Source organism: Segatella baroniae B14 (assembly GCF_022024235.1).
Classification (GTDB): domain Bacteria; phylum Bacteroidota; class Bacteroidia; order Bacteroidales; family Bacteroidaceae; genus Prevotella; species Prevotella bryantii.
The window spans coordinates 922,698-944,185 of sequence record NZ_CP091799.1 but is presented as its reverse complement, the minus strand read 5'-3'; the positions used below and the strand labels follow the sequence as shown (position 1 = coordinate 944,185).

General features: G+C 41.1%; 24 protein-coding genes. 13 read left to right on the top strand and 11 right to left on the bottom strand.

Translation table 11 applies throughout. The features are described 5' to 3' along the window. Positions 1-166: 166 nt before the first annotated feature. The 6 genes from L6469_RS03965 (at position 167) to L6469_RS03940 (ending at position 3,454) form a co-directional block, all read left to right on the top strand. Positions 167-517 (top strand): hypothetical protein, encoded by a 351-nt coding sequence (locus L6469_RS03965; protein WP_039870501.1) that lies wholly within the window; start codon positions 167-169, stop codon positions 515-517. A 19-nt stretch (positions 518-536) separates the two neighbouring features. Next, the gene (locus tag L6469_RS03960) at positions 537-1,124 is read left to right on the top strand and encodes a hypothetical protein (protein ID WP_039870498.1); all 588 of its coding nucleotides are present in this window, start codon (positions 537-539) and stop codon (positions 1,122-1,124) included. Between the two features lie 60 nt (positions 1,125-1,184). Continuing rightward, positions 1,185-1,592 (top strand): hypothetical protein, encoded by a 408-nt coding sequence (locus L6469_RS03955; RefSeq protein ID WP_006282573.1) that lies wholly within the window; start codon positions 1,185-1,187, stop codon positions 1,590-1,592. Positions 1,593-1,757: 165 nt separating this feature from the next. Beyond that, positions 1,758-2,516 (top strand): ParA family protein, encoded by a 759-nt coding sequence (locus tag L6469_RS03950; protein ID WP_006282572.1) that lies wholly within the window; start codon positions 1,758-1,760, stop codon positions 2,514-2,516. A 2-nt stretch (positions 2,517-2,518) separates the two neighbouring features. Then, positions 2,519-2,857, top strand: a complete 339-nt coding sequence (locus L6469_RS03945; protein ID WP_006282571.1) for a hypothetical protein — start codon at positions 2,519-2,521, stop codon at positions 2,855-2,857. A gap of 93 nt (positions 2,858-2,950) precedes the next feature. Then, positions 2,951-3,454: a hypothetical protein gene (locus tag L6469_RS03940; protein ID WP_006282570.1), complete on the top strand. Its 504-nt coding sequence runs from the start codon at positions 2,951-2,953 to the stop codon at positions 3,452-3,454. A 1,243-nt stretch (positions 3,455-4,697) separates the two neighbouring features. Here the strand turns inward: L6469_RS03940 and L6469_RS03935 are convergent. The 9 genes from L6469_RS03935 to L6469_RS03895 form a co-directional block, all read right to left on the bottom strand. After that, on the bottom strand, positions 4,698-5,711 hold the full coding sequence (locus L6469_RS03935) for a nucleotidyl transferase AbiEii/AbiGii toxin family protein (RefSeq protein ID WP_006282569.1): 1,014 nt from the start codon (positions 5,709-5,711) through the stop codon (positions 4,698-4,700). Further along, positions 5,708-6,298: a DUF6088 family protein gene (locus tag L6469_RS03930; RefSeq protein WP_006282568.1), complete on the bottom strand. Its 591-nt coding sequence runs from the start codon at positions 6,296-6,298 to the stop codon at positions 5,708-5,710. The genes L6469_RS03935 and L6469_RS03930 overlap by 4 nt, the downstream gene beginning before the upstream one ends. A 257-nt stretch (positions 6,299-6,555) precedes the next feature. Beyond that, complete coding sequence (locus L6469_RS03925) at positions 6,556-7,851, bottom strand: Y-family DNA polymerase (RefSeq protein ID WP_006282567.1); 1,296 nt, start codon at positions 7,849-7,851, stop codon at positions 6,556-6,558. A gap of 12 nt (positions 7,852-7,863) precedes the next feature. Next, on the bottom strand, positions 7,864-8,298 hold the full coding sequence (locus tag L6469_RS03920; protein WP_006282566.1) for a LexA family protein: 435 nt from the start codon (positions 8,296-8,298) through the stop codon (positions 7,864-7,866). 46 nt (positions 8,299-8,344) lie between these two features. Further along, positions 8,345-8,776 (bottom strand): hypothetical protein, encoded by a 432-nt coding sequence (locus tag L6469_RS03915; protein ID WP_039870492.1) that lies wholly within the window; start codon positions 8,774-8,776, stop codon positions 8,345-8,347. Positions 8,777-8,841: 65 nt separating this feature from the next. Beyond that, the gene (locus L6469_RS03910) at positions 8,842-9,366 is read right to left on the bottom strand and encodes a hypothetical protein (RefSeq protein WP_143067208.1); all 525 of its coding nucleotides are present in this window, start codon (positions 9,364-9,366) and stop codon (positions 8,842-8,844) included. 67 nt (positions 9,367-9,433) lie between these two features. Next, a complete protein-coding gene (locus tag L6469_RS03905) occupies positions 9,434-10,612 on the bottom strand; it encodes a leucine-rich repeat domain-containing protein (RefSeq protein ID WP_177181314.1) in 1,179 nt (392 codons plus the stop codon). A gap of 118 nt (positions 10,613-10,730) precedes the next feature. After that, positions 10,731-11,417 (bottom strand): nitroreductase family protein, encoded by a 687-nt coding sequence (locus L6469_RS03900; protein WP_006282563.1) that lies wholly within the window; start codon positions 11,415-11,417, stop codon positions 10,731-10,733. A gap of 16 nt (positions 11,418-11,433) precedes the next feature. Beyond that, on the bottom strand, positions 11,434-12,054 hold the full coding sequence (locus tag L6469_RS03895) for a recombinase family protein (protein WP_006282562.1): 621 nt from the start codon (positions 12,052-12,054) through the stop codon (positions 11,434-11,436). A 299-nt stretch (positions 12,055-12,353) separates the two neighbouring features. Between L6469_RS03895 and L6469_RS03890 the strand changes: the two genes are divergently transcribed. From L6469_RS03890 to L6469_RS03860, 7 genes are all read left to right on the top strand, one after another. Beyond that, entirely contained in the window at positions 12,354-13,436 is a 1,083-nt protein-coding gene (locus L6469_RS03890; protein WP_039870489.1) for a hypothetical protein, read from the top strand. Positions 13,437-13,480: 44 nt separating this feature from the next. Next, entirely contained in the window at positions 13,481-13,927 is a 447-nt protein-coding gene (locus L6469_RS03885; protein ID WP_006282560.1) for a hypothetical protein, read from the top strand. A 26-nt stretch (positions 13,928-13,953) separates the two neighbouring features. After that, positions 13,954-14,316, top strand: coding sequence for a hypothetical protein (locus L6469_RS03880; protein ID WP_039870487.1), 363 nt, complete (start codon positions 13,954-13,956; stop codon positions 14,314-14,316). A 69-nt stretch (positions 14,317-14,385) separates the two neighbouring features. After that, positions 14,386-14,883: a hypothetical protein gene (locus tag L6469_RS03875; RefSeq protein WP_143067206.1), complete on the top strand. Its 498-nt coding sequence runs from the start codon at positions 14,386-14,388 to the stop codon at positions 14,881-14,883. Positions 14,884-15,027: 144 nt separating this feature from the next. Then, complete coding sequence (locus tag L6469_RS03870) at positions 15,028-15,840, top strand: hypothetical protein (RefSeq protein ID WP_237851124.1); 813 nt, start codon at positions 15,028-15,030, stop codon at positions 15,838-15,840. Between the two features lie 245 nt (positions 15,841-16,085). Then, positions 16,086-17,546, top strand: coding sequence for a MobV family relaxase (gene mobV / locus L6469_RS03865; protein ID WP_006282557.1), 1,461 nt, complete (start codon positions 16,086-16,088; stop codon positions 17,544-17,546). A gap of 130 nt (positions 17,547-17,676) precedes the next feature. Beyond that, positions 17,677-19,182, top strand: coding sequence for an OmpA family protein (locus tag L6469_RS03860; RefSeq protein WP_006282556.1), 1,506 nt, complete (start codon positions 17,677-17,679; stop codon positions 19,180-19,182). Between the two features lie 126 nt (positions 19,183-19,308). Here L6469_RS03860 and L6469_RS03855 read toward each other — a convergent pair whose 3' ends face one another. Both L6469_RS03855 and L6469_RS03850 read right to left on the bottom strand, forming a co-directional pair. Beyond that, positions 19,309-20,856, bottom strand: a complete 1,548-nt coding sequence (locus L6469_RS03855; RefSeq protein ID WP_006282555.1) for a zincin-like metallopeptidase domain-containing protein — start codon at positions 20,854-20,856, stop codon at positions 19,309-19,311. Next, positions 20,853-21,485 carry a hypothetical protein gene (locus L6469_RS03850; RefSeq protein ID WP_006282554.1) on the bottom strand — a complete coding sequence of 211 codons (633 nt, stop codon included), beginning with the start codon at positions 21,483-21,485 and terminating at the stop codon, positions 20,853-20,855. The genes L6469_RS03855 and L6469_RS03850 overlap by 4 nt, the downstream gene beginning before the upstream one ends. Positions 21,486-21,488: the final 3 nt, after the last annotated feature.

Here is a 21,488-nt window from a genome sequence, read left to right as displayed (position 1 = left end):
CATGCAAGAACAAGCCTTCGGTTCATTAAGAAATCTCCACACCTTCGGGTAGTATTTCTTAATGACTTCTTGCATTGCTTGAACAATCACCTTTGTGAGTCAACATAATTTTTAATCAATCCCAGAAGTAGAAGAATCTACAGAAGGGAAATAAAAAAAGAACGACATGACAACAATTGAATCCATTTTGACCAGACTGACCAAAGCGGTTAGCGGTACAGACAAGGAACTTTACACAGAGGAAGAACTGATAAAGTTCGCTACTTTCTATCTTGACAAGTGGGACGAAAATACAAGTGAGGACGTGATTGCAGAGTCTTTCACAGACTATTGGTGGGACACGGACAGGACCTGCAGACGTTGCTCAGAGTGTGGCAGACTGATGCGTGAAGGCTATTGCGTAGATATGGGAGCAGCATACTACTGCAGTGATGATTGTCTTCATGCCGAGTACACTGAAGAAGAATGGTCAAAAGAGTGTGAGGACAATGACCAGAGTTATTATACTGAATGGTAAACTTAAAAATATTAGTAATATGTCAAATCCTGCAACAACGAATTATAAGGTGACAGGCTCTCGCAAAGCCGTGAGCAACCTTTGGGCTACCCTTCAGGGTATGAACGTCAATTCAAAAAATGTTTGGCTTTACCAGTTGGCTGAGCATTACGGTATCGACTACGAAGCAAAGCAAATCAGTGTTCGTGGTCACATCTATTGGGCAGAATATGAGGAAGACCCAGCCAAAGACAGTTATCTTCTTTCATTTGATACAGAGACATCATGGGACGCCTGCAATGAATTATTTGAAGAGATTAACCATGCTCTTGGTGACGACCTTTCTATCTCATACAGAGTGTGTGAATGTGGTTGTGATGTCTTCTATGTCCATGATGAAGGTTCATTCTTCCCCGAGGAGTGTTGCGTAAGTTCTTCAGGAGAGCCATTCGATGATGTTTGTGAAGACGTTTACAATACCATAGAGGATGCAATCCTGGAATGGACGTCAAAGACAGGCATAGAGCAGGGAGAACGAACTAACGAAGAAATGGTGGATTTCATCAACGGGTATGAGTACGAGAATGATGATACCTATTACTACATCCATCCATTTACATTTGAATAACCAAACAAGTGAGGGCACGTGGTCAATGCGGCTCGTGCCTTCACGCAAAACAAATCAGATATGGAAACTTTATCAAAAGAACATGTAAGACAAGTGGTCAACACAATATGGATGCAACTGGTCGTTACGACAGCACCTGATGTAATCGGCAGTTGGGGCATATCCAGACTTTCAGCCAAACAGATTGTTCGGAACATCAATGGTTATGATTTTACAATGGCAGCCCTCATACTGAATGTTGATGGTTTTCTTTTTCAAGGCAATGTTTACGTAGCGCTTGATGAAGGCTGCGACTACTATCGTATCTATTTCGAGAAAGACGGCAAACTTGAAGAGAAACGAGTAGATATAGCTTTTGATGAACTTGGCGGTGTTCTTGACTCTCTCATTGAGTCTGGAGGAATGAGCAAGCAGGAATATGACGCCAAAGTAACAGAGAAATATCACATGAAAACTGTCATTCTATAGCAGATTCTTTACTATGGACTTTAGAGTTGCTTTACTATAAAGATTCCATTGCTCATGCAAGAGAACAAGCCTTTATCTTTGCACACGTTTTTACACGTTTATATGTGTACATGTTTACCTATGGACGTGTAAACGTAGTTACAAACATTAAAAACATAAATAGTTATGTTGCAGAAAATTATTACATTGGCGAACTTCAAGGGTGGGATAGGAAAGAGTACTTCGACCGCCTCGATTGGAGCATGTTTAGCCATGAAAGGCTACAAGGTCCTGTTGGTTGACCTTGATGGACAGAGTAATCTGACGCTTTACTATGTTCAGAATGCCGACAACCTTGAAACAAGCATCTTTGACACCCTGATTCATGATGCTTCTTTACCAATAATCAATGTCAAGCCGAACCTTGACATCGTTCCTTCATCCTTGGAAATGGCAAGCGCAGAAATTGCCATGACCAATATGCTTGCACGTGAATTGCTGCTTACCCGAGCACTGACCAGTGTCAAATCTCATTACGATTTCATTCTGATAGATTGCCCTCCATCTCTTGGGATAGTCACAACCAATGCTTTCCTTGCTGCTGACGAGATTCTTGTTCCGATGACTCCGGAACTATTGCCGCTGAAAGGCATGAAGATGCTTGATTCATTCGTTTCATCACTTCAGGTGATAAAGCCATCGGTCAAACTGAACGGCGTATTCATCACGAGATACAATCACCGCAAGTTGAACAAGGTTGTTGCCGAGGCTTTGAAAAACCGATATGCGGACATAACTTTTCATACTATCATCCGAGAGAATATATCCCTAGCAGAGTCTGCCGGAAGTGGTAAGAGCATATTTGAATATGAGCCGAACTCAAACGGAGCCAAGGATTATCTTGAACTCACCAATGAATTAATAAACCACCTGAATATCGTATAACCATGGCAAAAAAGAATATGGATGCTTTGCTCAGTAATATCATGGGTGAAGATATAGTCAGACCAGAATCTGTTCCGTCAAGTTCAGAAATCGTAAATGCGGAAAGAGCTGTTGCTTCACAGGTTCCTGACAGGCAAAATGGTTCTGATGAACCTTGGAAGCACTTCTCGTTCATCTGCTCTGTGGAACTTGTAGAAAAGGTACAAGCCATCGCTCATAAGGAGGGTTTTACAATTCGTGCATTGATGGAATACATGATGCGCCAGGGGATTGCTACTTATGAGTCAAAGAATGGTAAAGTGCGTAAAATCAAGCATAAAGGCGTGACAGATGTCATGTAAACATTAAAACATGTATATATGTACACATGAATACTTGTAAACAAGTGTACGTTAAAACATGTATCTATTGTCAAACTTAATAATATTCAATCAATGAAAAAGTTTAATTATCTTGCCATCCTTTTGTTTCTGATGGCAGTTCCAGTGTTTTTCAGTTCTTGTGGTGATGACGACGACCTTATTCCTGAAGAAAAGCAGGAACAAGTTATGAAAGAATGGGTAGAACCGTTCCATGTAAGAAACGCAACAGTTGAAGAAGTCAAGGCTTATATGGATTCTTCGATGACGGATTACCAGCTTTCGGCAGAGACCTCCGGTTCAGACCACATTCAACTGGCTTATTCTGCCAGCAATGGAAATGTGGGAATCCTGTATAGTTTCTCCGCGCTCAGTGGTCAGCTCTATTCTGTCATAGACACGGAACTGTGCATAAACAGTTCTGTCATCATAGACTATCTTTCGGAACATTATACGTTTGTCAGTTCTGATAAGACAACACTTCAGTATTGCTTTACAACACCAGACAAGTCCCTGGTAGTAACCACGGTCAAAATTTCAGACTCTTGCTTCAATATCAACTACTCCTTCGTCTATTAAGGCGCAGGAAACGAAAAAACACCACCAAGAGAGTTCTCTTGATGGTGTTTTTTTCATGCGCTGATGTACTCACGTCCACAAGTAAACGTTGATACAAGTATTAACGTAAACGTGTGGACGTGTATCAATATAAACGTAACTACATGTATAAATGTGTACGTGTAAACACGAATACAATGATACATGAGTTTCGAGAGAGTAGGGTGTAAGATAGAAGCCGACCTTATCTGCTTCAAACTTACACCTTTAAGGATATAATCATTCCTCCCGAGTAAGTGAACCTTACATGATCACATTCTATGGAGTTATGTCTTCTCTTTAAGTTAAAATGCTTCGCCCCACACCAAGCAGTATGCCTGTTTAGACAATTTGAGAGTCTTGATATTCATGTCAGCGTAGCGTGACGTGAGAGTCAAGACACTCTTGCCTAAAGGAGCAAACCGGACCAACTCGCCGCCATCAAGTCAGGATCGGTGTCAGAGCCACTGATGCTGCCGTTCTGTCTTCAAGTCCGTCCTTTACGTTTGCTCTGGCAGACATATTGCACCCTCCCTTTTTTGCGCATACGTAGGAGTATGCTTGTCATTATAGAGCTACATAGCTGTCAATTCATATTTATAATCGTTGCCCTCGCCAGACAAAGCATGAAAAGGCAGTTTGCCATAGAGACTTTCCTTTCTTGGTCAGCAAAGCATGACTAATACAGGAAATACACTCTGTCAAAGGACTCGAACGGAAAGATCTTCATACATGAAATCATGATACTGAAGGAAACTATACGCTTCCGTCAGTATTTTGCTTTCTGTTTTGTCTGAAGGTCATTCTGTTTATGTTCGAGTCTGGCTGCTTTATCATTATTTTGTCTCCCGCCCTTATAATGGAAAAAAGAAAGGCCTATCACTTTGGATAGACCTATTTATAAAAGAGGGAAAGGAATGTACCTTGTTCTGTAAGCTCCAACGAATCAATTATTGAGTCAGAGTTTATCGGTCACGTCTATAATCGTTCTTTGTCCAACCGCCCCAAAGACCTTTGAGGATGCCAGACAAAACATAGAAGACGCCGACTACGATAAGTACAGAAATGAGATCCTCCATACAAGCTTATACTTTTAATGCAAATACTATTATTTCTATATGCAAATATAATGATTTTTTCTGAAATATCAAAATTTAAATAGTTAATAATCAGAGCAAAATATGGTGTTTTTTATTGCCTTTTTGTTTATGGTCAAGTCCTAGTGTTATTGCTTTGACCATGATAATTCCCTGAATTTCTGTTGTAATTCTTTGAGCTTCTCTATTAAGAAGTCATATTCTGGAGCATCTTTATAAATAAATCCATATTTCATCTGTTCGTAGTCATTACGCAGAATTGAATCTATTTCTGTAGGTGGCACAAAGCTTATGGTCTGTGGATTATGAGTAGCATAATCTAATCCACTCCATGCTGTGAATGTCTTTCGATGTGTAACTATCTCATTATACATATCGGGGTTATTCATTGCATCGGATGCAAAGGTCTTATCCATCATCTTTACGATGTCATACATGTGTCGTGTGAGTCGTTCAAGATGAGTACATCCACCAGGTCTTGTGAATTCTTCGTGTAATAAGAAGATTTTTTCCAAGAATGTCCTGCCAGGCAATACAGTTGGAATATCCACCATTGGCATAACGAAATCCTCATTGGGGTATGCGTCCTCTATCATTGAACGCATAGCAATCTTTTCAAATGGTTCTATTAAAGAACGACAGCTTATTTCTATCTTTACTCTTTCTGGAATATAGTTTATTGTTTGGCTGAGAACAGAGTTGTATTCAACAAACAAAACTACTGGATCGAGATCACTTATGGGTGTTTCCGGGACGATAATTTTACATTCGTCAAGTATACCATATTCTTTAAGCTTTGATTCAATATCATTTGCCAATGTGTTACAAATGAACTTCTTTGATTCTTTGCGTAGTTTCGTGCGTTGAGACTTGTTTAATACTTCATCAAATCCCAAGAATTTGCGGTCAATTGCGAGGTCAATGTCTTCCGAAAAGCGTTCTATTAAATTCCACCCTTTACTAAGACTTGTGCCTCCTTTGAAGACTAACGCATCAGAGTATGGTAATGAAAATATGCTTTTCAAAACCATACTTACCCAATAGTCTTTCTCGACAGCATTTTCTACAATACCTTTTTCATCTGCTATGTTTGTGAGGATAGTCTTACGTTCCTCAGCGGAGAGTTTCGTCCAAGGTGTCATATTTTGAGTTTTTTTCTGATCCAACCAGGGGCTATATTGTAATCATACATGATAGCCTCTTTGTCTTCACATCTGTTTATGGTTTCTTTTATTATACTAAGTTGATTTTCTGTCAGATTGGCCTCGCCTATTTCTTTCATGGCACCAACTACAAGAGGGAATATATCTGTTTTGTAGGCAAAGTTTCTTGGTGCACTTCGTTTGAAAACAATAGTTCTATTGCCAATCTTGATTTCTCGTGCAGAAGCGTCCGTAAGGTATACAGCATTCATTGTAACCTGAGTAGAAAGTCCAAGCTTATTCAGAGCAGTAAGACCAGATGGGATAATACGAGCCTTGTCCTTCTGTGCAATAGCAGCTGCAATCTCATCAATGTTTGGTTTTAAGATTCCGAAACGATTTCGTTGAGGATATAGATAAATACCTTGTGATATACGTATTAGCATACCATCTTTTTCCAAACGCGACAAAGCACGAGTAACCAATCCGTCATTATTCAAGTCGGCGAAATCACGAACCATATACAAGGAATTCTCTCCTTGCGATACAATTCGTTCTCTAATTTGCTTTGTTAATACGTTCGACATGATGTTGTAGTGTATAATTGCGATGCAAAGATACACATTATTTCATGATTTTACAAGAAAAGTCCGAAAAACTTTAAGAATTTCGGACAAAATAACATATAAGAATATGAAAGATGACATTTACATTCAACTTAAATTGCCATTTATCAAGTGTTAAAACTGTCATATACGTCCTCAGATTTGGATGGCTCTTGTTATTTGATTGTATTTCTCTTTATATGTTGTTATCTGTATCATTATTTTTTTTCTTTTACCCTTTATTTTAATCGAATAATGTCACTCCAGCGAGTCGTTGGATTCTTGCTCTTGAAATCATGTTTGATGGCGTTTGCAAAGACGTTAGCCTTTCCCTTGCCATCTTTTTGAGTGTATTGCTGACTGCCAAGTACAATGGTCTCAGTTCCATTGACTTTGTTGATGCGGTCAATAACGGCGTCCAATCGTTTCATCTTCTCAAACTGTTCTGCATTGAAATCGAACAAATCCGGTTGGAATGGATTGCTCGGACCGATCCCCATGACAATAACACCAGCTTTCTTGTAGTGATAGCCTTTACGATAGAGTTTCTGAAGAACCTCATTGGCTGTCTTTACGATAGTTATTGTAGAACTGGAGGGTGTGAGAAGTTGCATTTCCTGAAAGTTCCAGTATTGAGGCAGGTCTTCACGGAAAGCATTGGTGTTTAGGAATACGCCTACAATGGACGCAACTGTACCTTGCTGACGCAGTTTCTCTGCACATCTGGCAGCATAGTTCGATACGTGAGTACGTAGTCCATCAAGGTCTGTTATCATACCGTTGAAAGAACGACTAGTACAGATGGATTTCTTCTTAGCCATCTCTTCATTGGGCACACAGTCTTCGCCGTTCAGTTCTCTCCAGGTACGTTCTATAACGATATTCTTGAATGTGGTTCGTACCCAACTCTGACTGTGTTCGGCAAAGTCATAGGCAGTCTTCACACCAAGAGATTCAAGTCGTGCTGCATAACGTCGGCCAATGCCCCACACTTCATCGATAGGGTAGAGCTTCAAAGCCTTGATGCGTTTTTCGTCTGAATCAATCATGCAGCAATGACGGTAACCCTGGTATTTCTTGGCGAAGTGACTGGCCATCTTGGCGAGGGTCTTGTTTGGTGCAAGCCCGATACTGACAGGCATTCCTACGTTCTGTTTAATTATCTTATGAAGGTTTTCGCCCCATGATTTTAAATCAAGATGTTCCATGCCGTCGAGATAAACAAAGCACTCGTCGATACTGTAACGGAAATATGCAGGTGCCTCCTTACGGATAATTGATACCACACGACCTGTCAGTTCACCATATAGCTCATAGTTAGATGAGAAAACTGCTATCTTTTGATTTGGAAACTGTTCTGCCAGTTGGAAATAAGGTGTGCCGGCTTTGATACCCATCTTCTTGGCTTCATTTGAACGTGCCACAACACAACCGTCATTGTTCGAGAGAACAACGACAGGCTTGTCCTTCAGGTCTGGTCGAAAGACACGCTCGCATGAGACGTAACAGTTATCGCAGTCAATGATGCCGTACATGAGTCAAAACCTTTATTTCCAGCGTTTGATAGTCCAAATCACCACACCCCATACTTCGAAGCGATCATCTGGATCGATGCGTATAGGCTTGAAGTCCTTATTGGCAGGGAGTAATTCTATATAGCCGTCTTTACGATGTTGTAAATCAAGGTACTTGATGGTGAACTCATCATTGATATAGCCAACGACAATATCCCCATGCTGAGCTTCTACGGAACGGTCAATGACAGCAATATCACCATCATTAATGCCTGCTTCAATCATCGAGTTGCCTTCCACTCTGCCATAGAATGTTGCTTCAGGATTACGAATAAGATCACGATTGAAATCCAGCGTCTCATGGCTGTAATCATCAGCTGGAGAAGGAAAACCAGCTTTTATGCCAGGAGCGAGCTGAAGTTTCAGTTTTTGTTCAAAATCACCTTGTATAATTTGAATATTAGCCATTATCTATTTGTCTATTCTATAAATTGGAATTAACCTTATTACAATATTATTCTTTTTGATATAGACATTTCCCTTTTCTGTAATGATTGGGAGATAGTCTCTTTATACTGTCAAAAGCTAACCTGTAGTCTTGGACACACCATTCCCATGCTTCTTGCATTACGTAGTTTTTATCGTAAAGTATCCATATCAACTTGTCCCATTCGTAATTAGAAGCCTTTGGCACCTTTGTTACAAAACTGCCTTTTTTCCCGCTTGGACGATTTCCTTTTACTTGGTATCTTATATTTTTAAAAACAAAATCTGCACCTTTGCTTACGGCTGTTTTATCCTTCATATATTCAGAATATTCGCTTTCTTTCATTCCAACTAACATTGCAGCATCATATTCGGAAATGGCACTTGTAATTGATGGTGCAACCCCGAAGCTTTCTTGCCATTGCAAAGCAATATCTATAAGTTTATTTCTTAAAGTCATATCACACTCAGATAAATTGGAATTTCTTTGTAGATTTTATTTATTCTCCACAACATATACATCTATTATCTATATTTAGGATTTCCTTTATAATCCCATGGGTATGCTGTATATCCCTTGTGTTCGATCCAGAGTTCCCTTGGAATGCAGTACCTGAATTTTTGTCTTTCAGATATATTATACCGTGTAACTGCAATAGGCTCAATTGCTTTTGCCCTTGGACAATATTCTAGCGCAGGAACAGCCCCCTTTTCTCCTAAAGCATCAAACTGGAATAGCAAGGCTCTGGTCTTTAATGGTCCATTGCAAAATTTACCATTGCACTCGATGGAGCGGATGAGTATTCCTCCGTATGACTTTTCATTACTCTTGAATGCAAGATCAACACCATAGTCATGGTTGAACCACTCTCCAGCCTCAGTCATACGCTTGTACGTTATATGCGCTGTGTCAGTTAAGTTATAATAAAACTCTATCTCGACCATGTGATATAATTTTTTTCCTTTTCTGATGACAAAATTGTTGAGCAAATTCTTAGCTATTCCCTTGAAAATGCTTTCAATTTTGGTAGGATCTGTCTCTGTTAACACAAGACTATTTCTTAAACATTCCAATTCTGTCATATAATAATCAAATCAACTTAATCAATTATTATATTTATTGTATTGGCACAAGTTTGCCAAATGCTTTCCAACTAATATCCTTCTTATACTTTTTAACAACGGGAACATGCACGGTAACTTGTTCCAGAGGGACATCATCAAAAGCACCATCTATCGCTGGTGGCATCTCCGAATAACAGTATATATCCGTGAGGCTATTACATGAACAGAAAGAACCGTAACCAATTTTAGTCACTCCCTCAGGAACAACGATTTCAATAAGCGATGAACATCCTTGGAATACACAGTTGTTTAATGCAGTCAAATTTCTTGGTAGCTCTACTTTTTTCAAACTTGTACATTCCCTGAAGGCAGAGCGTTCAATTTTGTATATACTTTCTGGGAACTCAATGCTAGTGAGAGCTTCACATTTCGCGAATGCTGCTTCTGGAATCACCTTTAACGATTTAGGGAACTTAACACTTTCAAGAGAAGTGCAATCAGAAAAAGCATAAGAAGCTAATGCTTTAAGACTATTCGGTAAAACAATAGATTTTAATGCTTCACAATGAAGGAAAGCCCCCTTTCCTATAGATTGGAGTCCCTCATTAAAGTTTATAGTCTTCAAACTTACACAGTTATAGAATACCTCTTCTCCTATCTCTGAAATAGTCGAAGGTATCGTTATGGATGAAAGTTGCTGACAATTGTGAAATACGCCTGACTCGATACGAGCAACACTACTAGGAATAACAATCGATTTGAGCTTAACACAATTATAGAAGGCGCGATAACCTAGTGTGGAAAGTCCCTCAGGTAAGACTATACTCTCCAACTCAATACATTCTTTAAAAGCATTGCTGCCAATTTCTTTTACACTAGAGGGTATTGTTATATTTTTTAATCCATGGCAAAATGCAAATCCATTAATTCTGGTTACACCTTCTGGTATAATTACCTTCTCGAGCTTTTCGTTTTGGTTACCTACTTCGTCACCGAGAGCAACAATCTTATATGTCACTCCGTTATAATCTATAGACGAAGGAATTATGAGTTCTGTATCGTTCTCACGGCCATACCACCTTTCAAAAATAGCCGTATGGGTATTTTCGTCAATATCATAAAAATATCGACCACCTATCTCTAATTGTACAACATTTATGAAATTTCCATCATCGTCCATACTACGATATTCAGAGCGTCTTATCTCTGTTTGCTGCGCGTACAATTGCATTATTGATAACGCAATCGTTAGAACTGTAAAAACCTTTTTCATCATTTTGCTCAAATTGTTTGATTATATGAAAAATAATGAGGACAGATAAATTTCGATTTATCTGCTTAACACCTTTCTATACCCAATCAAAGTTGACTTCTCCAGCACCAATCTCAAAGTGGTATCTGGCAATCCCTAAATCCATCTTGGTATAACCAATCATGGAAAAACCCTTCTTTGCTCTTATTTGATGGCGATTGTTTTTCACTCCAACGTGTTCAAACGAAAATTTCTGTTGGTTTACGGCTGTAGGAGCAAGCAATGCTGCTTCAACGCCTTTCTTAAACCATGATGGAGTGATGTCACTAGCATTGCTCACTTGCTCGACGGTCTTGATTTTATGGCTGACACCTTGTGTCTCACCATAACCGATGGAAATGTAGCAAGCAATTTTCTCGTCTTCGCCAAGCTCATACGTTCCTGCCACCTTCGAGTAGGAAAGACCTACCCAGCAGGTGTTCAATCCAAGAGTCTGAGCCAGCAACACCAGATGCTCACCATAATAGCCAATGCGTTCATCAAGATCTTCAGCTTTCTTTCCTGCCATGACAATATAGTTGTTGGCATTACGGAACTTCCCATATTTGGCCATTGTCCCTTGGAATGCCTTTGGCTCATTAAGGATTAACTGCATGTGCAAGTTGCCTTCACGGTTCAGAAGAACAATCTGCTCTTCCAGAACCTTGACAACATCCTCTGTCAAAGGCTCGTTTTTGTATGCCCTTACACTATGCCGGGCTTCAATAGCTTCTTGTAGTGTCATTGTTTGTCTTCTTTGATTATCGGGTTCTTTCGCTTCTCTTTTTAATCGGTCCGGAATGAGGCCCACGATTAAGTGTTATTCCGTGTTTGTTAAGTATGCGGAATATGGAACTGCGTGAACGAAATCCGCTGATATGCCAGATGTCATCGATAGAATGACCTCCGTTATACATATTCACAATCGTCATCTCCCGTTCCTGACGGCTTTTGCTGGAAGGAGACTTTGTTTTTACCTGTCTCAGTCTGATAACATGTGAAGATGCTTTCCTAAGAATGGAAATTTCGCTCGGTAAAGCACCAAACAAGTTTAACATAGCTTCGGAAGAAAGGGGAGGAAATACCTCATCCTTGGAATCTACTTTGTCGCGGATGCTGATGATGCGGATAACCTTGATACGGCATAACTCCAGAAAGACAGATAGTTCACGAACTCCACGAAGGGCGTTACTGAATTTGCTAAGTACAAGCACATCTCCACGCTCCAGGGTCATGAGCAGTTGTCTCCAGTCTGGACGAAGTCTTTCATTTGCCGTTTTCTCTTCAATGATACGAACGCATCCGTATTCCTTCATCCACTGAATGTCGGCTTCATAGGTGTCGTACCCTTCAGCCAAAAAAATATAACCAACTTTTGCCATCGTTTAATTGTCAGTTTTTCGTATACGTGCATGCGGACGCACGCATGTTTTCAGCGACAAAGATACGAAATTTTCTCTGGATAATTATCATACTCGATAAACATTAAGCAAAATTTGAAGAATTGTACTCGTTTTCGTTATATTTTTCGAGTATGATTTATACTTTTTATTGATGTATGATACATAATTAAACTTAAACTCAATACAAACAGGTTTCAAAGTCAAAATAAATGCTTACCTTTGTGGCGTTTATCATTCGTATAACATCGTAAATAGTATATTCTTAATCAGAAACAGAAATGAATAATTCACTGGATAATTGTATGGATAAAGTATATAATATTATACTTGTATGGTTAAATTATCATACTCGTATAATGAAGAGATTTATAGTAGCAATCCTTTCTGTATTTTTAATGGTGTCATGTAGTGATAGCAAATATGATTTTGATTTCAAATCAACCAGTCAGGCTTTGGACTGTTACCAGTCATTCTGTGATGAAACGAAAGGGAAAGAGATTGCTCATTCTGAAGATGTTGTTTCAGTACTTAAGGAATGGAAAGAGGTACGTGATACCGTGCTGTCTTTTTTGCAGAAAGATTCAGCCTATTATGCACATTCATGGATTCTATCCAGATATTCTTCCATAGATGACTCCATCAGATCCCGTCTTTTGAATATGGTACTTGAAAAGAATTTTTCGTTGAAGGATGTTGCTGTCATAAAACGTGGTTCATCAGTATATTCGAAAGACGTGGATGTGACTGCTTCGGTAGCCGGGATTCTTCCTTTCTTTTCGAGGCTCGATTCTATACCTCTTTATCATGCAGACAAGAACAAAGTCCTGTCAAGATACAGGGATTTTCTGCAAAGTGCAAAGAAAAAAGGTTGTGGTAATGCAGGGGAATTGAAGGACTTCGTCAGAGAGGAAGACAGAATCTTCCGTACATTCCTCTACAATCTCGCCGAAATGAGTGGCGAAAATCTTTCCGACATCACTAAAGGTACAGAAGAAATATGCAATAGCATCTTCAAAAGCGCTTCTCAGGGAAAGATTGATAGCAAAACAACTTTGCTTATTATGTCCTGTCGCTCAAATCGAAGGATTCTTTTGAATGCAGAAACATGTATTGAGAGTTTGCGCAAACACAGGAAACTTTCATTATCCCAAAAGAAGGCTTATTACTGGATGGCAATCCAGCCATTTGTTTCCATAGACCAATTGGGATGGGCTGCTCTTTCGGATGAACAGTTCTGTCGAATCTGTGAAGCTGCAGACGAGATACATCGTCTTGACCGAAACAGTCATGTATCGAAAGACTTGGAAAATGTTTCTCATATGGTAAATCTGATTCTGAAACTGTATCTGACTTCATACTGATACTCAAACAAACATCTATCGTATTAACTTTAATAGACTACAATATGTTCGACAAGCAAATTGAAGATTTTATTGAGCTTGCAGCCGACCTCATGCCAGGAGTATTTGCTGATACCAGTCTTGGCAATTGTGAGGTCCATGACTACTATGCTGTCATAGAGTTCAAACTTGGAAAAGCACTTTCAAAGGACGATGTCCTGGATATGCTGGAGGATAATATGGAGATGACTGTCATGTATGTCCATCACCGTTCTGTTAATACGGATATGGGTGTCAGCCTGTGCGCTTATTCCGATCATTCTTTTGATGATAAGTTTGCTGTTCATGCCCTCACGGATGCTGATGGTCTTATCCATAGGATTACGGCAACCCTATTCTTCTCTGTAGAAGTAATGATGAATCATCTCGTTGAAGACCTCGAACAGCATACAGGCACAGGAACATTCGAGTTTTCAATGTCCAAAGACGAGGTGATGACGGCTTTCTGTTAGTTCAGCTTTGATGTACAATACGGTTTATGGAAACCATATTTCTTGCCAGGTTAGCAGAGACAATTAACGAGCATCGCACCTGGATCAGAGCCGAACTCTCTGAGGAACTAGTTCCGTATTTCATCCCACATGCTGGAAATGAAAAGGTCATCTATGGCAGGTCGATGAAGCTTGAATCCTATCGATGCATGGATGGTTATTCCAAAGGACAGAAGTGGACAATCCATGAGTATGTTCTAGACAAAAGTGTACGTAAACTGAGAGCTTTCGACACACAGTTCGCTTTCAACTTCGCACGGCGAAGATTGTCATTGAAACAGATAGAGCAACTGATAGAGGAGTCTACCTTATGTCTGGTACACCTTCATCTCGACCCTTATAGTTTCTGAAAGAGACTTGGTGGTAATAAACATTATTACTTTCATTATACGATAATTCAACACTAATTTGAAGATATTATGATTCTTGCAATTCTTAATCTGCTTTTCGTAAGCGTTTTACTGTGGGTACCGCTTTTCTTCTATCAGAGAAAGTCAAGGAGAATGGTACTGTTCTGTCAGCGTATGGCACGTAGTGAATATCAACGCAGACGGTACGGCTATATGCTGCTGGCTTTTGTGCTTATGTTCCATGCCACCTGCCCTGAACTTTACGGAGGGCACCCTGGAGTATATGCATCCACAGCTCTTGCCGTATTTCTGGTATCGCCTAAATGGACAGCTTGTCTTCTTGAAGGTTTACGTAAAAGTTCTGTGGCAATGGCTATTCTTGGTTTTGTTGCAGTGGCTAACGTATTTGCTACAGGAATGTACACGCTCGCTGTTACTCTGGGTTATATTCTTTTGGCAGCAGTCTTCTATCCGACTAAGGAGATGAAAGAATATGTCTTTGATGAACCACAGTATGGCAGCTACGAAGAGCTGGAGAAAGAAACGGTTAAACATTATTTTGCCTGACATGCGTGAATACGTACGGAACAAATGTTTAATCGCCCTGATGGATTTGTCCTGTCAGGGCATATTCCTCATTAATTACAAATGAAAATTGAAATCAATGACAAAATTATCAATGCATGTAAGCTTAACCGTCCGGTGCTTGATTTGCTCTGCCCTAAAAGAAGTGGCAGATATACCAAGCTGGAAGCTTACATAGACCTGCTGGACAGAATCGCTTCCCAGAAAAATGACGATGTCCATACCGGAGAAGTGGTTAGTGTCGTACCAGGCGAGTTTGCTGTAACCATCACAGAACTCTCAGTGAAATGGAACTGGCATCGTGCCACTGTCCGCAGTTTCCTTGATTCACTTGAAGAGATTGGTGAAATCAAGAAGATAATTCAGAAGCATTGTTATAAAGTGTCCATGGTAAACCATGTGCGAATGTTCATTCCAATAGACACTCCCGAAGATATGCTTGACTATTGCAGGATTCTCTATGTGCACCTCTCCATGCGTCTTCGCAGCATGAATGAGCTTGTCCCGTTCGCAGAGCAATATTGCCGCCTCTCGGCAGAGTCGGAAGGTGTGAACCGCAGGTACTGGTGTGACGAAGCTTATATCATCCGCTTTGTTCATGCACTCATCATTTCTTCTTTTAAGGCAACAAGACAATCAGGTGAAGTCTCACTTGATTCCAGTTTTGAATCATTGATGCTTGACACACTTCGTGGTGACCAGCCATGGACGGTTGGCAAATGGATTCAGGCTGCCAGCCTGCTTGACATTGCTCTTGATGAAAAGCGCCGTCCTTCGCTGGATATGGATATGCATCATGTGTTCTCTGAAGATGATCTTTCTTTGCTGGGCAAACTTTACGACTATTACCTGTCAGTGCAGTCTCGTTGTAACAAGCCGCAGTCTCTTGCAGCGGAGTCTGTTGGTTCGTCCGAACAGAAAGACGATACTCGCAAATGATAACCGATTATTTCGGACCCTGTCAGATGTTTCTTCATTTTTTTTGCTTGGGCAAGTCTGAACGTGGTGGTTAATAAACCATACGCAAGGGCTTGCCCTTTTCAGTGCAGCGCTTGCGCAGTGTCCACTTGAAAGAAGGGAAGGGGAGCCTAATCCCCCACTTCGGCAACGAAGATGGGCTTGTTGTCCACTGAGGCAGCAAGCTGGGACAGGTGTTGGAGTGAACAATAACAAAATCAAAGATTATGGGAAAGACAGCAAAACAGGTGATAGACTTTCGTCCTTCGAAGGGAATCACCACATCTACCAGTAATGAGATACAGCGTAAGCGGTCTGAAAAGGCGAGGGCTTACGCCGAGAGCATTGGCAACTATGATGCTACTCGTGAGCATCTGAACTTTGAAGTTGTGAAAGGAGGGAAAATACAACCTGTTGACAAAACAAGAAGTATTCCTTTAAGAATCAAGGAAAACCTGAAGGCACGTGGCATCATTGACCCGAATGTGGGGCTCGATGAACCAAAGTACCGTACGGTGGTAAACTTCATTCTTGGCGGTTCCCGTGAACGGATGCATGAAATTGCATTCGGCAGTCAAACGGTTAATCTGACGAAGGGAGCTGACAATTCGCATATCCAGCGAACAAAGGATATTGAGAACTGGGCAAAGGATATGTATAATTTCTTCGCCAGAAGATATGGTGAAGAGAATATCGTATCGTTCGTTGTCCACCTCGATGAGACCAATCCGCACGGACATCTCACACTTCTTCCGATAGACGAAAGAAATAAATTCGCCTACAAAAAGATGTTTGCAGGGAAAGACAAGTATGACTATATTGCCATCAATCATGCCATTCATGATGACCTTGCAGTAGTCAATGCCCGATGGGGACTTCATCGTGGCAGCGATATTACCGAAACGGGAGCACGGCACCGGACAACAGAAGAGTATCGCCGCCAGTTAAATGATGAGTGTGTCTCCATGGAGGAACAGCTGGCTAAGGACAGAAAGACGTTGGAAGAACTCCGTAGGGAAATTCGTATGGCTGAAATACGGACCAAAGGTCTCTCTACAATGGTGGATAATCTTCTCAAACAGAAGAAGGATATTGAAGACCAGCTTGACAAGTGCTTCAGGTCGGTAGCAGACGGACAGATCAGTCCCGAAGACATGGATGCAAAAGTTCGCAGTCTACGCTCTGTGCTTGACAGGATTGAGGAAAAACTTGCAGACAAGACCGTCAAGCTTGTACAGGCAAAAGATAAGCTTACTCAGTTGCAGACTGATATGAGTGAGGTCAAACAGCGGAGAGACCAGCTGGATGCAGAAGCTAATGCATTGGCAGATACGATTACAAAGAATCGTATGGCAGGAGTGTCTGATGCTATGTACAATGTGCTGATGGAAGAGTTCAAACATGTAATGGCTAATGCGGACGATGACACCATCGAACATTTTGATGGGTCTCTGATGATGGACTTCGCCAGAAGGGGGAATGCCATAGCCCAATGCGCAGTTATGCTGGTAGGTGGCTATCTAGATCAAGCAACAGAATTTGCCGAAAGTCATGGAGGTGGCGGAGGAGGCAGTGACATGAAGTGGGGGAGAGATCCAGATGAGGATGATCGTCGCTGGGCTCGTCGTTGTGTCCGCATGGCTAACCAGATGATGAAGCCATCTGCAACCAAAAAGGTCAAGCGATGACAATATCTGCTTTTTATGTTCATTCTCGTGGTTATTCTTATTGTCAGGAATAACCGCGAGTTTGATTCGTTATGTAAAATCATACTCGGATATAAATAAGTGTTAAGTAGATGTGGAGAACTTATAAATAATGGAATATGATAGGAAAAAACATCGTTTCTTTGTGCCTGCATTTGAAAATCAACAACAGATATTAGTAAGAAACATGTTTTATAAAACTACATTTATTTTTGTGCTGTCTTTGGCATCAGTTGTCCAGACACACGCATCCATATCAAAGAGCGACAGTCTCTTTGATATGGAGGAATCTGGGGAGGCGTCTCTTTTGACTCCTCTCAGACCTGCTTATCTTTCATCTGTTACTTTAGGGGGAGATTGGCGCTCAAACTGGTTCCTGAATATTCAGGGTGGAACATCTGCTTTCGTCGGCTCTCCTTTGGGATGTGCAGACTTGTTTGACCGGACAAGACCTGTCATTCAGGTGAATGTCGGCAAATGGTTTACACCTGCTATCGGTGGACGTATCGCTTGGCAGGGAATGGAATTCAAAGACTGTCAGCTGGAGACCAGAAAATACAGATATGTTCATGCGGATTTTTTATATAACCTGACACATGATTTCTGTCTGAATGACCAGGGATTATCCAGATGGGATGTCATTCCTTTTGTTGGAGTCGGTATGATTCATAATAAGGATTTTCAATCCAATGGTAACTATGGCAAAATGTGCGGTGATACTCACCCCTTTGCATTCTCTTACGGCATACAAGGACGTTGCCGAATGACAAACCGCCTTTACCTGACTGCCGAGTTTAGCGGCATGACCACCTTCAGGAGCTTTGATGCTGCAGGTGCATCAAACCGTTTTGGAGACAATATGCTTAATCTGAGTGCTGGTCTTTCTCTCACCTTAGGAAAGCCAGGATGGAAGCGTGTTATCGATGCAAGACCATACATAAATCAGAACGACAGACTCATGGAATACTGCAACAGATTGAAAGACCGTCATGTTGAAGATGTCCGCATCATTGCGGAGTATCACAAGATCCTGGAGATAGAAGGATTGCTCGATATATATGGAGATTCCGTTGAACAAAAAGGGATGATAGCCTCCAAACGACTGTTTCCGAAGAATAACTATTCTGGACTCAATTCGCTGCGTGCCCGTATGAATGACAAGGGATTGAACGGAAGGTCGGAGAACACACAGAACTCAATGAAGAAAAGTGGCTATAATCAAGATGAGAGAACTGAGAATGCTATCGATGGGTACAAGCATGATTGTCTGGTCAGTATGAATGACAGTAATGGTTGTATTGGTGCTCCCGTCTATTTCTTCTTCAAGATTGGCACTGATGAACTGACAGAACCTAGTCAGCTGCTCAATATTGAGGGAATTGCTGGAATTGCAGTGAAATATGGTCTTAAAATGAAAATCAGTGGGGCAGCAGATTCTGCTACAGGTACTGAAGCTATCAACTGCGAATTGAGTACCAAACGTGCTGAATTCATCAAAAGGCTAATGATTGAGCGTGGAGTTGATTCCAGAAACATTACTATTCATCCCATCGGCGGTATTGACAGTTTTTCTCCTGTTACCGCTAATCGTAACAGTTGTGTGATACTTTCTTTTTGAAAGACTCATCCCATGTAAAACAAGAAAGGGTGCTGCTCTCTGAGCGGTGCCCTTTGTTTTTCCCATAACAAAAGCAGAGTATTATCAGTAATGGTAATCCTCTGCAATCCTTTGATAGTTTCAAAACTATCTTCCTCGATGATAATGAACATCTTCTTCCTCCTCTTGTTCCTGTTGTTGTGGAACATCTTTGGCGGCATGTATGTCCTGTGTGTTGTCTGTTACAACTTCAGTGGCATATCCAGATGGTTCTTCTGAACGCACCTCAAAGTAGCCAGGTGATTCGAACCTGACAGACACGGTCTCTACGGCTAGAAAAGGGGATTCTCCTTTGTCTGTAATGGCATTCTCATTTTTCTCGCCAAAAGCGGGGTAGAGGTTGAGCTCTTTATCCTTGCCTTCTTCTACTTCCGGGATGAACCCTTCGGGAAAATGATGGTCAAGAAAGGTGTCAATCAGTTCCAGTTCACGGTCGCTGATACCAGAAGTATCACCATTCAGAATATAGGGGAGTGCCCACTTTGGTATATCATAGGAGCCATAACTGATACTTTCTTTTTGCGTCTCATCCTGACTGACTTCTACACCATCGTCCAACTGAAGCTGAACCTTGTCGATATACTGATTGATCATGCTCGATGCCCTCTTGACATCCTGAAGAACGTTCTTGATATAAGATGGTTCTTCCTTCAGAGAATCAAGCCAGTTTTTCAGATAGGGTACGCTGTCTTCCTTGATGACTTTACTCATGCCATAACGCTGGGAAGTCAGAGCTGCTGTCAATTCTGCAACCAATTCTTCACGTGCATATTCCTTTGAACCAAAGGATGTTGGTTGTAGTCTGTTCAAGTGTTGTTCTGCACCTGTAGAGTGTGCCATCTCATGTGCAAGATTGGCATAGAAAGACTCTCCGCTCTTGAACTGTTTCTTCTCAGGGATGACAATTTCTGCCTTGCTGATGGAATAGTAGGCATCGTCCCCGTAAGTCGGTTTGATAGGACAAATCCATTCATTATGCGTAATCATGTGGTCGATGGCAGGGAAAATAAACTGCTCACCTTCCTGGACTTCTGGAACTTTCTGTTGTGTGTTCTGTTCTAACAATTTCTGGTAGAGTTCTGGGCGTGCTTCACAGATGTTTGTCTGTGCTACGTTGAATACATTATAGACCTGGAGCTTAGGATAGACATTGTATCGGGCTCTTTCCTCCTCGCTAAGTTTCTTGTAGTCATCGTACTTGATTCGTTCCTTCGTCTCAGAATCAACGCAAGTAAATGTCGTAATGAAGACTGGAAAGCTCTTTTCGCCCTTGTTGACTGCTACGCGTGGTAGGGTTTTGCCCTCAGAATCTCGGGTTTGCGTTCTTTCTCCTTGCTTGTCCTTTGTGAAGTTTAGACCGGTAACACGGTCAAAGGTGCACCATACGGGAAGCTCATAGCCATGTTTCTCAGCCTGCATCATCAGCATAAGTGAGTTCATGCCATTGTACTCACGTCCGCTGAGATTTTTAGGCAAGGCAACAAAGGCTCCCTTGGTGAACCATGGTTTTTTCCAGTCGCTCTGAATGGTCTCCAGCTTTTCAATCATAAGCTCTGCAAACTTGTCAAGCGCACGGTCTTCTGCTGAATGACCATCAACGTTGTAATGTTTGTTTTCTTTTGTCATAGGCTTCATGCATTAGTTCCATGTTGCGTCTTGTCCCACTGTGTAAGTTCCTTGACACGGCAGCCCAGACTGATGTTGTTGTTATACACGGTCAGGTTCAAATCTCCCTTGACATCGACTCCAACAGATGGCGCAAGCCAATCCGAACCGATAGCATTGAACTGGACGAAACGTACCCAGATAAAGGCATATTTCGCGTCTTCATTCTCTGTTGCAGATGTGATACGTTCAGAACTGTAAGCAAAGAAAATCTTGAAAGGTTTGCCTTTCTTGTCTTTCTTTATTTCGATGGTTTTCTTGCCAAGTGTGCCGCGAAACTCCATATCTCCGGTGATACTGTCCTTGTTTCCAGCATTGAAAGAGTTGATGCCGGTGGCAGAGATGTTAAGCCATATGTTATCCTCTTTTTTGTGAAAGGTGAGTACACCTGTGACCTCAATACGACTGCCAATAGTAAGCATGGAAAGATCTTCGTCACCATCTTTGGCTACGCTGATTTCAATGACCTTGTCATTTCCTGTATTGTCAGGAATGATCACTTTGATTCCGAAAGCAGAGAAAGGATTGCCTTCTCTGTTGGTACGCTTTATCGCTGTTCGGGAAAGTGTACCGCAAACTGTTACAATACATTTAATCATAAT

Excerpts from the sequence above, each read along its gene's own strand:
- L6469_RS03965 (WP_039870501.1), top strand. The coding sequence starts at position 167 with ATGACAACAATTGAATCCATTTTGACCAGACTGACCAAAGCGGTTAGC.
- L6469_RS03960 (WP_039870498.1), top strand. The coding sequence starts at position 537 with ATGTCAAATCCTGCAACAACGAATTATAAGGTGACAGGCTCTCGCAAA.
- L6469_RS03955 (WP_006282573.1), top strand. The coding sequence starts at position 1,185 with ATGGAAACTTTATCAAAAGAACATGTAAGACAAGTGGTCAACACAATA.
- L6469_RS03950 (WP_006282572.1), top strand. The coding sequence starts at position 1,758 with ATGTTGCAGAAAATTATTACATTGGCGAACTTCAAGGGTGGGATAGGA.
- L6469_RS03945 (WP_006282571.1), top strand. The coding sequence starts at position 2,519 with ATGGCAAAAAAGAATATGGATGCTTTGCTCAGTAATATCATGGGTGAA.
- L6469_RS03940 (WP_006282570.1), top strand. The coding sequence starts at position 2,951 with ATGAAAAAGTTTAATTATCTTGCCATCCTTTTGTTTCTGATGGCAGTT.
- L6469_RS03935 (WP_006282569.1), bottom strand. The coding sequence starts at position 5,711 with ATGACACCTTGGACGAAACTCTCCGCTGAGGAACGTAAGACTATCCTC.
- L6469_RS03930 (WP_006282568.1), bottom strand. The coding sequence starts at position 6,298 with ATGTCGAACGTATTAACAAAGCAAATTAGAGAACGAATTGTATCGCAA.
- L6469_RS03925 (WP_006282567.1), bottom strand. The coding sequence starts at position 7,851 with ATGTACGGCATCATTGACTGCGATAACTGTTACGTCTCATGCGAGCGT.
- L6469_RS03920 (WP_006282566.1), bottom strand. The coding sequence starts at position 8,298 with ATGGCTAATATTCAAATTATACAAGGTGATTTTGAACAAAAACTGAAA.
- L6469_RS03915 (WP_039870492.1), bottom strand. The coding sequence starts at position 8,776 with ATGACTTTAAGAAATAAACTTATAGATATTGCTTTGCAATGGCAAGAA.
- L6469_RS03905 (WP_177181314.1), bottom strand. The coding sequence starts at position 10,612 with ATGCAATTGTACGCGCAGCAAACAGAGATAAGACGCTCTGAATATCGT.
- L6469_RS03900 (WP_006282563.1), bottom strand. The coding sequence starts at position 11,417 with ATGACACTACAAGAAGCTATTGAAGCCCGGCATAGTGTAAGGGCATAC.
- L6469_RS03895 (WP_006282562.1), bottom strand. The coding sequence starts at position 12,054 with ATGGCAAAAGTTGGTTATATTTTTTTGGCTGAAGGGTACGACACCTAT.
- L6469_RS03890 (WP_039870489.1), top strand. The coding sequence starts at position 12,354 with ATGAATAATTCACTGGATAATTGTATGGATAAAGTATATAATATTATA.
- L6469_RS03885 (WP_006282560.1), top strand. The coding sequence starts at position 13,481 with ATGTTCGACAAGCAAATTGAAGATTTTATTGAGCTTGCAGCCGACCTC.
- L6469_RS03880 (WP_039870487.1), top strand. The coding sequence starts at position 13,954 with ATGGAAACCATATTTCTTGCCAGGTTAGCAGAGACAATTAACGAGCAT.
- L6469_RS03875 (WP_143067206.1), top strand. The coding sequence starts at position 14,386 with ATGATTCTTGCAATTCTTAATCTGCTTTTCGTAAGCGTTTTACTGTGG.
- mobV (WP_006282557.1), top strand. The coding sequence starts at position 16,086 with ATGGGAAAGACAGCAAAACAGGTGATAGACTTTCGTCCTTCGAAGGGA.
- L6469_RS03860 (WP_006282556.1), top strand. The coding sequence starts at position 17,677 with ATGGAATATGATAGGAAAAAACATCGTTTCTTTGTGCCTGCATTTGAA.
- L6469_RS03855 (WP_006282555.1), bottom strand. The coding sequence starts at position 20,856 with ATGAAGCCTATGACAAAAGAAAACAAACATTACAACGTTGATGGTCAT.
- L6469_RS03850 (WP_006282554.1), bottom strand. The coding sequence starts at position 21,485 with ATGATTAAATGTATTGTAACAGTTTGCGGTACACTTTCCCGAACAGCG.